The 13,616-nt window shown below is 65.0% G+C and carries 13 protein-coding genes; 2 read left to right on the top strand and 11 right to left on the bottom strand.

The window, feature by feature from the left end; genetic code table 11:
• The 11 genes from VGR99_RS21145 to cysG form a co-directional block, all read right to left on the bottom strand.
• Positions 1-1,176: a patatin-like phospholipase family protein gene (locus VGR99_RS21145; RefSeq protein WP_326901039.1), complete on the bottom strand. Its 1,176-nt coding sequence runs from the start codon at positions 1,174-1,176 to the stop codon at positions 1-3.
• Positions 1,177-1,255: 79 nt separating this feature from the next.
• On the bottom strand, positions 1,256-1,762 hold the full coding sequence (locus VGR99_RS21140; protein ID WP_326901037.1) for a CAP domain-containing protein: 507 nt from the start codon (positions 1,760-1,762) through the stop codon (positions 1,256-1,258).
• Between the two features lie 90 nt (positions 1,763-1,852).
• Positions 1,853-2,890: a sulfate ABC transporter ATP-binding protein gene (locus tag VGR99_RS21135; RefSeq protein WP_326901035.1), complete on the bottom strand. Its 1,038-nt coding sequence runs from the start codon at positions 2,888-2,890 to the stop codon at positions 1,853-1,855.
• Complete coding sequence (cysW, locus tag VGR99_RS21130; RefSeq protein ID WP_326901034.1) at positions 2,880-3,791, bottom strand: sulfate ABC transporter permease subunit CysW; 912 nt, start codon at positions 3,789-3,791, stop codon at positions 2,880-2,882. The genes VGR99_RS21135 and cysW overlap by 11 nt, the downstream gene beginning before the upstream one ends.
• A 9-nt stretch (positions 3,792-3,800) precedes the next feature.
• The gene (gene cysT, locus VGR99_RS21125; protein ID WP_326901032.1) at positions 3,801-4,637 is read right to left on the bottom strand and encodes a sulfate ABC transporter permease subunit CysT; all 837 of its coding nucleotides are present in this window, start codon (positions 4,635-4,637) and stop codon (positions 3,801-3,803) included.
• A 33-nt stretch (positions 4,638-4,670) separates the two neighbouring features.
• Positions 4,671-5,672 (bottom strand): sulfate ABC transporter substrate-binding protein, encoded by a 1,002-nt coding sequence (locus tag VGR99_RS21120; RefSeq protein ID WP_414645147.1) that lies wholly within the window; start codon positions 5,670-5,672, stop codon positions 4,671-4,673.
• A 112-nt stretch (positions 5,673-5,784) separates the two neighbouring features.
• The gene (locus tag VGR99_RS21115) at positions 5,785-6,507 is read right to left on the bottom strand and encodes a phosphoadenylyl-sulfate reductase (protein WP_326901029.1); all 723 of its coding nucleotides are present in this window, start codon (positions 6,505-6,507) and stop codon (positions 5,785-5,787) included.
• A gap of 5 nt (positions 6,508-6,512) precedes the next feature.
• Positions 6,513-7,028, bottom strand: coding sequence for a DUF934 domain-containing protein (locus VGR99_RS21110; protein WP_326901027.1), 516 nt, complete (start codon positions 7,026-7,028; stop codon positions 6,513-6,515).
• Positions 7,015-8,670, bottom strand: a complete 1,656-nt coding sequence (locus tag VGR99_RS21105) for a nitrite/sulfite reductase (protein ID WP_326901026.1) — start codon at positions 8,668-8,670, stop codon at positions 7,015-7,017. Before VGR99_RS21105 ends, VGR99_RS21110 begins: the two co-directional genes overlap by 14 nt.
• Positions 8,671-8,700: 30 nt before the next feature.
• A complete protein-coding gene (locus tag VGR99_RS21100; RefSeq protein ID WP_326901025.1) occupies positions 8,701-9,009 on the bottom strand; it encodes a DUF2849 domain-containing protein in 309 nt (102 codons plus the stop codon).
• Positions 9,006-10,442 carry a siroheme synthase CysG gene (gene cysG, locus VGR99_RS21095; RefSeq protein WP_326901024.1) on the bottom strand — a complete coding sequence of 479 codons (1,437 nt, stop codon included), beginning with the start codon at positions 10,440-10,442 and terminating at the stop codon, positions 9,006-9,008. The genes VGR99_RS21100 and cysG overlap by 4 nt, the downstream gene beginning before the upstream one ends.
• 236 nt (positions 10,443-10,678) lie before the next feature.
• Here cysG and cysD point away from each other — a divergent pair, with 236 nt between their 5' ends.
• Both cysD and cysC read left to right on the top strand, forming a co-directional pair.
• On the top strand, positions 10,679-11,473 hold the full coding sequence (gene cysD / locus VGR99_RS21090; RefSeq protein ID WP_326901250.1) for a sulfate adenylyltransferase subunit CysD: 795 nt from the start codon (positions 10,679-10,681) through the stop codon (positions 11,471-11,473).
• A gap of 21 nt (positions 11,474-11,494) precedes the next feature.
• Complete coding sequence (gene cysC, locus VGR99_RS21085; protein ID WP_326901023.1) at positions 11,495-13,411, top strand: adenylyl-sulfate kinase; 1,917 nt, start codon at positions 11,495-11,497, stop codon at positions 13,409-13,411.
• Positions 13,412-13,616 lie beyond the last annotated feature (205 nt).

Genomic DNA, 13,616 nt, shown 5'->3' with positions numbered 1-13,616 from the left:
TTATTCGCTCCTTTTTGGCGGGGGCGCGGTGACGTCCCCCGTGAGATCGTAGGTCACCATGGTCTCGCCGGATTGCGGCTTCTCGAGCCAGTCTTTGTGGCGCATCGACAGATGCACGTCGCGCACGCCGGCTTCCCAATGCTCGACCATGGCGACATGCGAGAAGTCGTAGTCCTTGGACGAGGATTCGTAGTTCTTGCTGCGGTAGATCAGGTGCACCACCGTGACGGTGCTCTCACGAGATGCCTTGGCAAGGAATTCGACGGAAGGGTCGTTCTTGAGATAATCGGGCAATTTGGAAATCAGGTCGCGCACCGCCCTGCGGGCATTGTGCAGCTGCTTGTTCTTGTCGGTGTTCATTCGCGTGCGGCTGGAGAAGCGGATGTCCTTCTCGCGCTCGGTGGCCTCGAGCAGCGAGTTCGGCAGATCGCCGCGCGCGGAAAACAGGTCGACCTGGAAGATCAGCATGTCGCGATCGACCTCGGCGTCGAGCACGTAGTCGAGCGGCGTGTTGGAGGCGATACCGCCGTCCCAGTAATGCTCGCCGTCGATGACGACGGACGGAAAGCCCGGCGGCAGCGCGCCGGAGGCCATGATGTGCTCGGGGCCGATCTTCTTGCCGAGCTTCTTGAACTCGTAATTGTCGAAATACTTGAAGTTGCCGGAGGTCACGCCAACGGCTCCGACGGAGAAGCGCGTCTTGAGATCGTTGATGCGGTCGAAATCGACCAGCCGTTCCAGCGTCTTCTTCAGCGGCGAGGTGTCGTAATAGCTTTCCGCCTCGGGATGGCCCGGCGGCCACATCGGTGCAGGCGGAACGCGCGGCACGAAGAAGCCCGGCACGCCGAAGGTCGCGATCAGCGCGGCGCTGGTCGAGTTGAACAGCTCGCGGCTGTGATCGCTCTTGCCGATCGGCTTCCATGGCACCGGCGCGGAAACCATCTCCCAGAACTCCTTGAGCCGCTTGACGCGGATGTGGCCTTCATTGCCGGCGATGATGGCGGCGTTGACCGCGCCGATCGAGATGCCGGCGACCCATTCCGGCTCGAAGCCGAAATGGCACAGCGCCTGATAGGCGCCGGCCTGGTAGGAGCCGAGCGCACCGCCGCCCTGCAGGACCAGGACACGTTGCGCATTCGCGGGGACGCGGGCGGATTCCGGACTGTGATCGGTCATCTGGGAACAATAGCAAAAGGCGACCCACCGTGGCGACAGTTTCGCCGCGGCGTCAATGCATTCCGGGATCAAGTCTGGCTTATCGGGGCTCCGTCGCGGCCAGGATCATGGTCCAGAACACCTTGTATTTGGTGCCCGGAGCATAGCTCGCCGCGATGCCCAATTTTGTGACACCGCCCTTGAGCATGTTGGCGCGGTGCGGAGGCGAGTCGCGCCAGCCGGAAAACGCTTCCGCCAGCGTATGATAGCCGGCCGAGATGTTCTCGACCGCCACCGTTGCGGGATAGCCGCCGGCGGCAAGGCGCTTGGCCAGGGGCGCGCGGACGTCATGGTCCATCTTGTTGGCCGCGGCCATGGCGTTGGACTGGGATTCGGCAAGCCGCATCAGATCGGGGTCGATCACAACGGTGCCGAGCGCGTTGTTCTGGCGGTATTGCGAGATCATGATCGCGGCCGCCTGGGCGTCGAGCTTGGAGCCCGGGACCGCCATGTCGGCATACATCGACGGCTGCTGCTGGATCGGCGCCTCGTTGCCGGCGCAGCCGGCGAGAAGCAAAAGAATGAGTATCGCCGCCGCAGCGCGCATGAATCGAAGCCCCCAAAGGAAGGGCCGTTGTTGCATATCAACCGTGGCTGAAAGGTGAATTTTGCGGAAAAATCGACCCTTTGGATCGGCTCAGGCGCCCGCAAATATCCGGTAGCGGCGCGGCTCGAGGCCGATCGTGTCGCCGGCGTGCAGTTCCTTGTCGCGGGGGGCGTCGATCTCGATGGTGCCGCCACCCGACAGCGCCACCTCGGCCCGCTGCACGGGGCCGAAATTACGGACGTGCTGAACGGCGCCCTCGAAGGCGCCGCTGCCGGGCGGGCCGACCAGCATGTCATGTCGCCGCACGAACAGCTTTGACGCGCCAGGCGCAAGCCCCTCCGCGGCGAGCCGCAGCGGCTGGTCGCCGAGCCTGATCACGCCACCCTCGACCTGGACCGGCAGCTCGATGGATTCGCCGATGAAGCCGTGGACGAACGCAGTTGCGGGCGTCTCGTAGACGTCGTCGGGCGAGCCGATCTGCTCGATCCTGCCTTTGTCCATCACCACGACGCGGTTGGCGACTTCGAGCGCCTCCTCCTGGTCGTGGGTGACGAAGATCGAGGTGACGTGGATCTCATGGTGCAGCGAGCGCAGCCATTTGCGCAGTTCTTTCCGCACCTTGGCATCGAGCGCACCGAACGGCTCGTCGAGCAGCAGGATGCGCGGCTCGATCGCGAGCGCGCGGGCGAGCGCGATGCGCTGGCGCTGGCCGCCGGAGAGCTGGCTCGGATAGCGGTCGGCGAGCCAGTCGAGCTGCACGAGGTCGAGCAGCTCCTTGACGCGCGCGCGGATCGTCGCCTCGTCCTTGCGGATCGCGCGCGGCTGCACGCGCAGGCCGAAGGCGACGTTCTCGAACACGCTCATGTGCCGGAACAGCGCGTAGTGCTGGAACACGAAGCCGACGTTACGCTCGCGCGCGTCCTGCGTCAGCGCGTCCTCGCCGTTGAAGGAGACTTCACCCGCGTCCGGCCAGTCGAGGCCGGCGATGATCCGCAGCAACGTGGTCTTGCCCGACCCTGACGGGCCGAGCAGCGCCAGCAGCTCGCCGTCATTGACCTTGAGGTCGACGCCGTCGAGCGCGGCGAAGCTGCCGAACTTCTTGACGAGATTCTTGACTTCAATGGTCATTGACGTCCTGTCCTTCGTCGAGGTGACGTTCGAGAATGGTCTTGGCGATCAGCGTGATCAGCGCCAGCATCGCGAGCAGCGAGGCGATCGCGAACGCGGCGACGAACTGGTACTCGTTGTAGAGAATCTCGACCAGCAGCGGCATGGTGTTGGTCTCGCCGCGGATGTGACCGGAGACGACCGACACCGCGCCGAACTCGCCCATCGCGCGGGCATTGCAGAGCAGGACGCCGTAGAGCACGCCCCATTTGATATTGGGCAGCGTGACGCGGAAGAAGGTCTGCAGGCCCGAGGCCCCGAGCGAGATCGCCGCCTCTTCTTCCTGCGTGCCCTGCTCCTGCATCAGCGGGATCAGCGCACGCGCCACGAAGGGGAAGGTCACAAAGGTGGTGGCGAGCGCGATGCCGGGCACCGCAAACAGGATCTGGATGTCGTGATCCCGCAGCCAGTTGCCGAAATAGCCCTGCGCGCCGAACAGCAGCACGAAGACGAGGCCCGAGATCACCGGGCTCACCGAGAACGGCAGGTCGATCAGCGTGATCAGGAAGGTCTTGCCCGGGAATTCGAACTTGGCGATGGCCCAGGACGCGACGAGGCCGAAGATGAGATTGAGGCTGACCGAGATCGCCGCGACGATCAGCGTCAGCTTGATCGCAGCCATCGCCTCCGGCTCGGCGAGCGCGGCGAGATAGGCCATGACGCCGCGAGAAAACGCCTGCGCGAACACCAGGACCAGCGGCAGCACGACGAAGACGCTGAGGAAGACCACCGCCAGCGCGATGATGACAGCCCGCACCACCGGCGGCTCGGTGCGGAGGCTGTCGCGCGCCGCCACGGCGTGCGCCCGCGCGCGCGCATCCTGCGAGGTCAGCGAGACGGGCTCTGCGATCTGCATCGTCATGATCCGCCCTCAGCGCGCCGGAATCCGGCTCTGCGCCCAGCGCTGGAGCCGGTTCACCGCAAAGATGATGACGAAGGACACGACGAGCATGACAGCCGCAATGGCGGTCGCATCGGCGTAGCGGAATTCGGACAGACGGATCACGATCAGGAGCGGCGCGATCTCGGAGATGTTGGGCAGGTTGCCCGCGATGAAGATCACCGAGCCGTATTCGCCGACCGCGCGCGCGAAGGCGAGCGCAAGGCCCGTCAGCAGCGCCGGCGCGAGCGAGGGCAGGATCACGCGGATGATGGTCTGCCAGCGGCTGGCGCCCAGGCTGCCCGCAGCCTCCTCGATCTCGGGGTCGAGATCCTGCAGCACCGGCTGGACGGTGCGGACCACGAACGGAATACCGATGAAGATCATGGCGACGAAGATGCCGACCGGCGTGAACGCCACCTTGATGCCGAGCGCGGCGAGCGGCGCACCCAGCCAGCCCTTCTCGGCGAACAGCGCCGTCAGCGCGACGCCGGCAACCGCCGTCGGCAGCGCGAAGGGCACGTCGACGATGGCATCGAAGATGCGCCGGCCGGGAAAGCGGTAGCGCACCAGCGCCCAGACGATGATGCTGCCCATCACGAGGTTGACGCAGGCCGCCGCGAAGGCGAGGCCGAACGAGACCCTGAGGGCGTTCAGGGTGCGGCGGCTGGAGAGGATGTTCCAGAACTGCTCGGGACTGAGCTCGAACGATTTCAGGAACAGGCCGGCGAGCGGAATCAGGATGATGACCGACAGCCAGGTCAGCGTCAGTCCCATCGTGAGACCGAAGCCCGGCAATGTCCGTCGTCGTGCTGCAATCACGCTCACCAGGCCCCCTACTGCCCCTCCGACAGCGCCCGATCAGTTCTTGTAGATCTGATCAAATACGCCGCCGTCGGCAAAATGTTCCTTCTGCGCCTTGGTCCAGCCGCCGAAAACGTCGTCGATCGTGAACAGTTCGACCTTGGCGAAGGAGTTTTCGTACTTTTTGGCGATCTCGGCATCGCGCGGGCGATAGAAATTGCGCGCCGCGATCTCCTGACCTTCCTTGGTGTACCAGTACTGGAGATAGGCGTCAGCGGCGTTGCGGGTGCCTTTTTTGTCGGCAACCTTGTCGACGATCGCGACCGGCGGCTCGGCGAGGATTGACAGCGGCGGCGCCACGATCTGGAATTTCTCCGGACCGAACTCCTTCAGCGCCAGATAGGCCTCGTTCTCCCAGGCCAGCAGGACGTCGCCGACGCCGCGCTCGACGAAGGTCACGGTCGCGCCACGCGCGCCGGTATCCAGCACCGGCACCTGCTGGAACAGCTTGCCGACGAACTCCTTGGCCTTGTCGGCCGAGCCGTATTTCTTCTGCGCAAAGCCCCAGGCCGCAAGATAATTCCAGCGCGCGCCGCCCGAGGTCTTCGGGTTCGGCGTGATCACGGCAACGCCCGGCTTGAGCAGATCGTCCCAGTCCTTGATGCCCTTGGGATTGCCCTTGCGCACCAGGAACACGATCGTCGAGGTATAGGGCGATGAATTCTGCGGCAGACGCTTCTGCCAGTCGGAGGCGGTGAGGCCCTTGTTCGCGACGGCGTCGATGTCATAGGCGAGCGCCAGCGTCACCACGTCGGCCTGCAACCCGTCGATCACCGCGCGCGCCTGCGAGCCGCTGCCGCCATGCGACTGCTTGATCTCGACGCTCTTGCCGGTTTCCTTCTGATAGGCGGTCGCGAACGCCTTGTTGAACTCGACATAGAGCTCGCGCGTCGGATCGTACGACACGTTCAGAAGATTGATGTCAGCGGCGAGAGCCGAGCTTGCCCAGAGCAGTCCTGCCGCGAGCGGAACGATACGGCGCATCATGTCCATCTCCATTCACCTCGACGACTTCAGCGTCGTCGATGGCACGCGGGCATAACTCAGGGCGAAAGGCTCTCAAGTCAACGGAACCGGATTTTCTTGTTCGCTAGCTCGCAGCTCGCCTGTGCTACGAAATCTTCATCGTGTGGATGCCGCATTCTGTCTTGGCTCGGCCACGCCAGCGACCCGCGCGCTCATCCTCACCTTCGGCCGTTCTGCTGGTGCAAGGCATACACCCAACCGAACGGAAACCGGACGCCGCAAGTGGATGACGCGGCAATTTGGCGCGGACGAAAATCGCTTCGAGTTCCTCGCGCGAGACATTGGCGAACGGATTGAACTTCAACCGCACGCCGTCGTCCTCAACCACCGGAATATCGGTGCGCGCATTGCCCTGAAAGCGCTTGCGGCCGTTGAGCCAGGCATCGAACGGCTTCAGCGCGCGCGCCAGCGGCTCCACTTTACGAATGCGGCAGCAGGCGTCGGGATCGGAGAACCAGAGGTCGCGATCGGGATCCTTCTGCAAGAGCGTCTCCTCGGGCGGCTTGACCGAGCGGACGTCCTTGAGGCCCAGCATTGCGACCAGCGTGTCGCGATAGGCCAGCGTTTCTTCGAACAGCCAGCCGGTGTCGAGGAAGATCACCGGGATCGCCGGATCGACATCGGCAACCACCTTGAGCAGCGTCGCCGATTCCGTGCCGAAGGACGACAGCAGCGCAAGCTTCTCGCGCCCGACCGCCTTCAACGCGGCCGCGACGACCTCCGCAGGAGACGCATCGCGCAAGGCGCGGTCGAGCTCGTCCGCAGTCGGCGACACCGACGCGGATTGGGATGCAAATTGAGTAGCCATCGCGTTCACGTGCCGACACCCTCGGAATGACGCAGCTGCATGCGCCGGTGCAGCGCCGTGATCCGGCCGTCGCCGGTCGGCTGGTAGAACACCGAATAGCGCTTCGCGGTCTGCATGAAGGCTTCCGCATCCGCCTGCTTCTTGACCTCGAAGGAATCGAAGCCGGCACGCAGCATGAACACGAACTGGTCGCGCAGGATCTGGCCCGTGGCGCGCAGTTCGCCACGGTAATTGTAGCGCTCACGCAGCAGCCGCGCCTGGCTGTAGGCGCGCCCGTCACGGAAGGTCGGGAACACCAGCGCGACCACGGCGATCTTGCCGAGATAAGGCACGAGCTCGGCAATGTCGCGATTGTTCGGCCAGATCACGCCGATCTTGCCCGAACGATTGAGCAGCGCATCGGCTTCGCCGAGGAAGCGCTCGGCCGGTACCAGGATGTCGCCGCCCTCGGGCAGCGGCGTGTCGACGGCGAGCTTGACGAAGCTGTCGTCGGCGATTTTTCCGCCGTTAACGAGTGGCATAAACGCGCTCCTTGAAGGGTTCGACGCCGAGGCGCTTGACCGTGTCCATGAACAGCTCTTCCGGCCGCTCACGCAGCGCAAGGTAGGCTTCCACGACGTCCTCGATGACGTCGGCAACCTCGTCGAATTTCACGCCGGGACCGATCAGGGTGCCGAGCGCGGCGTTCTCGTCGGCGCGGCCGCCGATGGTGATCTGGTAGACCTCCTCGCCGTTCTTCTCGACGCCGAGAATGCCGATATGGCCGACATGGTGATGGCCGCAGGCATTGATGCAGCCGGAGATGTTGATGTGCAGACGGCCGATCAGGTTGGCGAGCTCGTGGTTGGCGAAGCGCCGCGTCAGCTCCTGCGCGATCGGGATCGAGCGCGCATTGGCCAGCGAGCAATAATCCAGACCCGGGCAGGCGATGATGTCGGTGATCAGGTTGACGTTCGGCGTCGCCAGCCCGAGCTTGTCGAGCGCCTTCCACAGCGCCGGCAGATCGCGCTTGGCAACGTGCGGCAGCGCCAGGTTCTGCTCGTGGCCGACGCGGATCTCACCGAAGGAATATTTGTCGGCGAGATCGGCCAGCGCATCCATCTGATCTGCGGTGGCATCGCCGGGAGGCGCGCCGATCGGCTTCAGCGAGATGGTGACGATGGAATAGCCCTGCACCTTGTGCGGGGCCACCGAGTTCTTGCGCCAGGCTTCGAACTCGGGATCGGCCGCAGCCTGCCGCAGCTCGTCCGGCATGTGCGGCAGCTTCTCGTAAGCGGGGTAGATGAAGCGCGAGCGGATGTCCTCGATCACCTCGTCGTCGATCTCGAGCGAGGAATGACGGATCTGCTGCCACTCCTCCTCGACCTCGCGCGAGAATTTCTCGATGCCGAGCTCGTGCACCAGGATCTTGATGCGCGCCTTGTAGATGTTGTCCCGGCGGCCGTACTGATTGTAGACGCGCAGGATCGCCTCGATGTAGCTGAGGAGATCGCGGCCGTGGACGAAGTGCTTGATGGTCTTGCCGATGAACGGCGTCCGGCCGAGACCGCCGCCGACCAGAACCTCGAAGCCGGTCTCGTCCTTCTCGTTCTTGATCAGCTTGAGGCCGATGTCGTGAACCTTGATCGCGGCGCGGTCATGGTCCGACGCGGTGATCGCGATCTTGAACTTGCGCGGCAGGAACGAGAATTCCGGATGCAGCGTGGTGTGCTGGCGGATCAGCTCCGACCAGATGCGCGGATCCTCGATCTCGCCGGGCGCGACGCCGGCCCACTGGTCGGAGGTGACGTTGCGCATGTTGTTGCCGGAGGTCTGCATCGCGTGGATGCCGACCTCGGCGAGATCGGCAAGCGCATCCGGCAGGTCCGACAGCTTGATCCAGTTGAACTGGATGTTCTGGCGCGTGGTGAAGTGGCCATAGCCGCGGTCGTATTTGCGCGCGACGTGGGCGAGTGCCCGCAACTGGTTTGACGCAAGCGTTCCGTAGGGGATCGCGACGCGGAACATATAGGCGTGCAGTTGAAGATAGACGCCGTTCTGCAGGCGCAGCATCTTGAACTCGTCCTCGGTGAGCTCGCCCGAGAGACGGCGCTGCACCTGGTCGCGGAATTCAGAGACGCGCTCGTTGACCAACGTGCGGTCGATTTCGTCGTAAGCATACATGATTGAAGTGCCTTACAGCTCGGCCTGCGATCAGACCGGCAAGTCGATGGTCACACCGTCGCGGCGGATCTGCTCGCGCAGATTGCCCGGCAGGATCTTGCCGGCGTCATCGACCTGCACCGGCGCGATATAGGGGCCGATCGCACCGACGTCATCAGCCACGGCCTCGGCGAGCAACGCTTTCGCCGCATCCGAGTCCCGCACGATCGAGGCATCGGTCAGCTCCACCGACCAGCCCTTGGCGGCGGTACGATAGACCACGACGCCGTCCCAGGTCCGGTTGGCGGTCACGACGGAAGGGCCCGTGATTTTCAGTTTCTGTTGCAGAGGAGAGGTCATTCGGCAGCATCCAGGAGGTCAGAGATGATTTGAGCTGAGTTTTTCTTGGGAGTTTGACGACCAAGCGAACCGGCATGCCGGACCACGTCGCCGATGATGAGGATGGCGGGACCGCCATTGGTCCGCCGCACGAGTTCGGGCAGGTCGCGCAGCGTACCGATCGCGCCTTGCGCATCGGGACGCGTGACGCGGGCGAACACGCCGACCGGCGTCTCTGGTGAACGGCCGGCGGCAAACAGCCCGGCGCGAATCGCGGGCGCCGCGGTCATGCCCATGTAGACCACGACGGTCATTTTGGTGTCGGTCAGGGTCGACCAGTCCACCGTCTCCGCATCGCGCGCCTTGTGCGCGGTGAGGAAGGTGATGCGGGTCGCTTCATGGCGATAGGTGAGCGGCACCTCGAAATCGGCAGCGCCGCCGAGACCAGCGGTGATGCCGGGAATGATCGAATAGGCGATGCCGGCGGCGCGCACGGCTTCGACTTCCTCGCCGCCGCGGCCGAACACGAAGGGATCGCCGCCCTTCAGCCGCACCACGCGCTGGCCGGACTGTGCGGCTTCGATCATACGCTTGTTGATGGCGTCCTGCCCGATACCGGGCTTGCCGATGCGGCGGCCGACCGGAACGCGCGTGGTGTCGCGGCGGATGCGGTCGAGAATTTCAGGCGAGACCAGCTCGTCATGGAAGACGATGTCGGCATCCTGCAGCGCGCGCAGCGCCTTGATGGTGAGAAGGTCAGGATCGCCAGGGCCGGCGCCGACCAGCGCGACCGAGCCTTCCGGCTTGTCGGCGCGCGCGAACGCCGACGGATCGGATATCTGCTTGAGCATCGCGTCCGCCTCGTCCTTGCGGCCGGCGAGCACGGATGCGCCGATCGGACCGTCAATGACGCGCTCCCAGAAACGGCGGCGCAGCGGAAACTCGGCGATGCGCTCGTTGATGGATTTGCGGAAGCCGCCGATGAACTCGGCGAGCTCGCCGATGCGCGCCGGCAGCAGCGCCTCGATCTTCTCGCGCACGCGCCGCGCCACCACCGGCGAGGTGCCGCCGGTGCCGACCGCGACCACGACATCGCCGCGATCGACGATGGCCGGGAAGATGAAGCTGGAGTGCTCGAGATCGTCCATGACGTTGACGGGCAGACCAAGCGACTTGGCGCGCGCCGACATGGCAACGCCGACATCGCCTGCGCCGGCGCAGACAATCGCGATGACGCCCGAGAGATCGGCGGTGAGCGGATCACCGGTCGCGATCTCGATGCGCGCCGCGTCCTCGGAGTTCAGGCCCAGCTCGTGATTACCGTCGACCGCGTGCACGCGGATGCGCGCACCGGCGGCGGCAAGCACGCGCAATTTTGCGCGCAAAAGCTCACCCGCGCCGATGAGAACCACCGGACCGGCCTTGAGATCGAGGAACACCGGCAAGAACCGCATGCGATACTCGCTTCCCCCACATCCGGGGTTGACTGGAATTATTTTCTATATATGTGTCGTTTCGAGCGCGCAAAGAGAAAATTTTTTCTTCTCTTCTGCACCGCAACTATAGAAAATTCGCCTCCAAACGCAAAGTGGCAGAGATGCATCTTCTCAGGACCGATTCCGGTGCAGATGGGCGCGACTCCCGCGCCCCCGTTTCCGAGCAAATTCCCGTCGGGCTGACCGCCCCCAGCATGGACCATCTCGACCAGCTCGAGGCGCAGAGCATCTACATTTTCCGCGAGGCCTTTGCCCGTCTGAAGAAGATCGCCCTGCTGTGGTCGCTCGGCAAGGACTCCAACGTCATGATCTGGCTGGCGCGGAAAGCGTTCTTCGGCCGCATGCCGTTCCCGGCGCTCCATGTCGACACCGGCAAGAAGTTTCCGGAGATGTATCGCTTCCGCGATCATTACGGGAAGGAGTGGGATCTCGATCTCCGCGTCGAGCCCTGCCCGCCCATCGATGCCGTCGACCCAACGTTGCCGCCGGCCGCCCGTTCCGCCGCGCGCAAGACCGAGGGCCTCAAGATGGCGCTCGCCAAATACGGCTTTGACGGCCTGATCGCCGGCATCCGCCGCGACGAGGAAGCCACCCGCGCCAAGGAGCGCGTGTTCTCGCCGCGCGGCCTGGAAGGCAATTGGGACGTGCGCGACCAGCCGCCGGAATTCTGGGATCATTTCAACGCCTCGCCGCCGCAAGGCGCGCATTTGCGCATCCATCCGATCCTGCATTGGACCGAGGCCGATATCTGGGCCTACACCAAGCGCGAGAACATCCCGATCATCCCGCTCTATCTCGCCAAGGACGGCAAGCGCTATCGCTCGCTCGGCGATCAGGACATCACCAATCCCGTGAATTCGACCGCGACGACCATCGACGAGATCCTGATCGAGCTCGAGCAGACCAAGGTGCCGGAGCGTGCCGGCCGTGCGCTCGACCACGAGACCGAGGACGCTTTCGAGCGCCTCCGCGTCGCCGGCTATCTGTGATCTCAAGGACGCGAGCGCGATATGAACATGATCGTCACCCCCTCTTCGTCCGCGACGCCGAACGGCACCACGCGGCCGCAAGTCCGCATCGTCATCGTCGGCCATGTCGACCACGGCAAGTCGACGCTGGTCGGCCGCCTCTTGCATGAGACCGGCAGCCTGCCCGACGGCAAGCTGGAGATGCTGAAAGCCGTCAGCGCGCGGCGCGGCATGCCGTTCGAATGGTCGTTCCTGCTCGACGCGCTCCAGACCGAGCGCGACCAGGGCATCACCATCGACACCACGCAGATCCGCTTCCGCACCAATTCGCGCGACATCGTGCTGATCGACGCGCCCGGCCACGCCGAATTCCTGCGCAACATGATCACTGGCGCCTCGCAGGCCGACGGCGCGGTGCTGATCATCGACGCGCTCGAAGGCGTGCGCGACCAAACCCGGCGACACGGTTATCTCCTGCATCTGCTCGGCGTGAAGCAGGTCGCGGTCGTCGTCAACAAGATGGACCGCGTTGATTTCAGCGCCGATCGCTTCAAGGAGATCAGCGACGAGATCTCGGCGCATCTCAACGGCCTCGGCGTCACACCGACGGCCGTGATCCCGATCTCGGCCCGCGACGGCGACGGTGTCGCCGAGCGCACCGACCGGATCGGCTGGTACAAGGGACCGACCGTGGTCGAGGCGCTCGATCGGCTCGAGCCCGCGCGGCCGCTGGAAGCACTGGCGCTGCGCCTGCCGGTGCAGGCGATCTACAAGTTCGACGATCGCCGCATCGTGGCCGGCCGGATCGAATCCGGCAGCCTCATTGCGGGCGACGAGATCGTGATCATGCCGGCCGGCAAGATCGCCAAGATCAAGACGGTGGAGAGCTGGCCGGTGACGCCGGTCGCGGGACGTCAGGGCGCCGGCCGTTCGGTCGGCATCACGCTCGACCGCGAATTGTTCATCGAGCGCGGCGACATCATCGCCCATGCCAACGCCGCCCCGCGCGAGACGCGCCGGCTGCGCGCGCGCATCTTCTGGCTGCACGACAAGCCGCTCGAAAAGGGCGACCAGCTCCTGGTCCGCTGCGGGCCGAAGGAAAGCCGCGCCACCGTCGTCGCCATCGAGAAGGCGGTCGATCCCGGCGAGCTCTCCAGCAGCGAGAACAAGGCGATCGGCCGCAACCATGTCGGCGAGATCGACATCTCTCTGTCGAACCCGATTGCCACCGATCCCTACACGGAGAATCCGCGCACCGGCCGCCTCGTGATCGAGGTGTCCGGGCGTATCGCCGGCGGTGGTCTGGTGCTGTCGGTCGATGCCGGCCAGCGCGCCGTGCCGGTCGACATCGTGCCGGTGGAATCGGCGCTGCGGCCCGACGAGCGCTCCGCGCGCTATCGCCACAACGGCGCGGTGGTCTGGCTCACCGGCCTGCCGGCGTCCGGCAAGTCGACGCTGGCGAAGGCGCTGGAGCGGCGTCTCTTCACCAATGGCGGCTCGCCGATCCTGCTCGACGGCGACACGCTGCGCGCCGGCCTCAACGGCGATCTCGGCTTCTCCGCCACTGATCGCAGCGAGAACATCCGCCGCCTCGCCGAAGTCGCGACGCATCTCGCCCGCAACGGCCATATCGCGATCGTCGCGGCCGTGTCCCCTGCCCGCGAAGACCGCGCCGCGGCGCGCCGCATCGCCGACACCGCGTTCCGCGAGATCCATGTCGCAACGCCGGCCGGCGTCTGCGAGGAGCGCGACCCCAAGGGCCACTACAAGAAGGCCCGCTCAGGCGCGCTCGCCTCGTTCACCGGCATCGGCAATGACTACGAGCGGCCTGAAGCGGCCGAGCTCGTGATCGACACCTCGACGCGGACGGTTGCCGAGGCCGCGGATGAGATCGAGCAGATGCTGAAGACATCAGGCGTGCTGTTCGACGAAGTCCTGGACCTCGCCGCGAACATTTGAGGCTATCCCAGCCCCCGCTGTCGTCGCCCGGCTTGACCGGGCGACCCAGTATTCCAGAGACAGCGTTGGGATACGGAGAAGCCGCGGCGTACTGGATTCCCCGCTTTCGCGGGGAATGACAGCGGTGTGCGCCTCCCCCACCTCGTCTTGACATTTTGACAAACCTTTGGGGGTCTTCTCAGCGCCCCGATTTTGGGGCTAATAG

The organism is Bradyrhizobium sp. (genome assembly GCF_035935975.1).
In the GTDB taxonomy this organism is placed as follows: Bacteria; Pseudomonadota; Alphaproteobacteria; order Rhizobiales; family Xanthobacteraceae; genus Bradyrhizobium.
Note: the sequence above shows the minus strand (reverse complement) of the source record. Positions and strands in the feature narration are given on the sequence as shown.

Bases quoted from the DNA above. Each gene is read 5' to 3' on its own strand.
- cysG (WP_326901024.1), bottom strand. From the start codon at position 10,442: ATGCGGTTCTTGCCGGTGTTCCTCGATCTCAAGGCCGGTCCGGTGGTT.
- cysD (WP_326901250.1), top strand. From the start codon at position 10,679: ATGGACCATCTCGACCAGCTCGAGGCGCAGAGCATCTACATTTTCCGC.
- VGR99_RS21105 (WP_326901026.1), bottom strand. From the start codon at position 8,670: ATGTATGCTTACGACGAAATCGACCGCACGTTGGTCAACGAGCGCGTC.
- cysC (WP_326901023.1), top strand. From the start codon at position 11,495: ATGAACATGATCGTCACCCCCTCTTCGTCCGCGACGCCGAACGGCACC.
- VGR99_RS21140 (WP_326901037.1), bottom strand. From the start codon at position 1,762: ATGCGCGCTGCGGCGGCGATACTCATTCTTTTGCTTCTCGCCGGCTGC.
- VGR99_RS21100 (WP_326901025.1), bottom strand. From the start codon at position 9,009: ATGACCTCTCCTCTGCAACAGAAACTGAAAATCACGGGCCCTTCCGTC.
- VGR99_RS21120 (WP_414645147.1), bottom strand. From the start codon at position 5,672: ATGGAGATGGACATGATGCGCCGTATCGTTCCGCTCGCGGCAGGACTG.
- cysW (WP_326901034.1), bottom strand. From the start codon at position 3,791: ATGACGATGCAGATCGCAGAGCCCGTCTCGCTGACCTCGCAGGATGCG.
- VGR99_RS21145 (WP_326901039.1), bottom strand. From the start codon at position 1,176: ATGACCGATCACAGTCCGGAATCCGCCCGCGTCCCCGCGAATGCGCAA.
- VGR99_RS21110 (WP_326901027.1), bottom strand. From the start codon at position 7,028: ATGCCACTCGTTAACGGCGGAAAAATCGCCGACGACAGCTTCGTCAAG.
- VGR99_RS21115 (WP_326901029.1), bottom strand. From the start codon at position 6,507: ATGGCTACTCAATTTGCATCCCAATCCGCGTCGGTGTCGCCGACTGCG.
- VGR99_RS21135 (WP_326901035.1), bottom strand. From the start codon at position 2,890: ATGACCATTGAAGTCAAGAATCTCGTCAAGAAGTTCGGCAGCTTCGCC.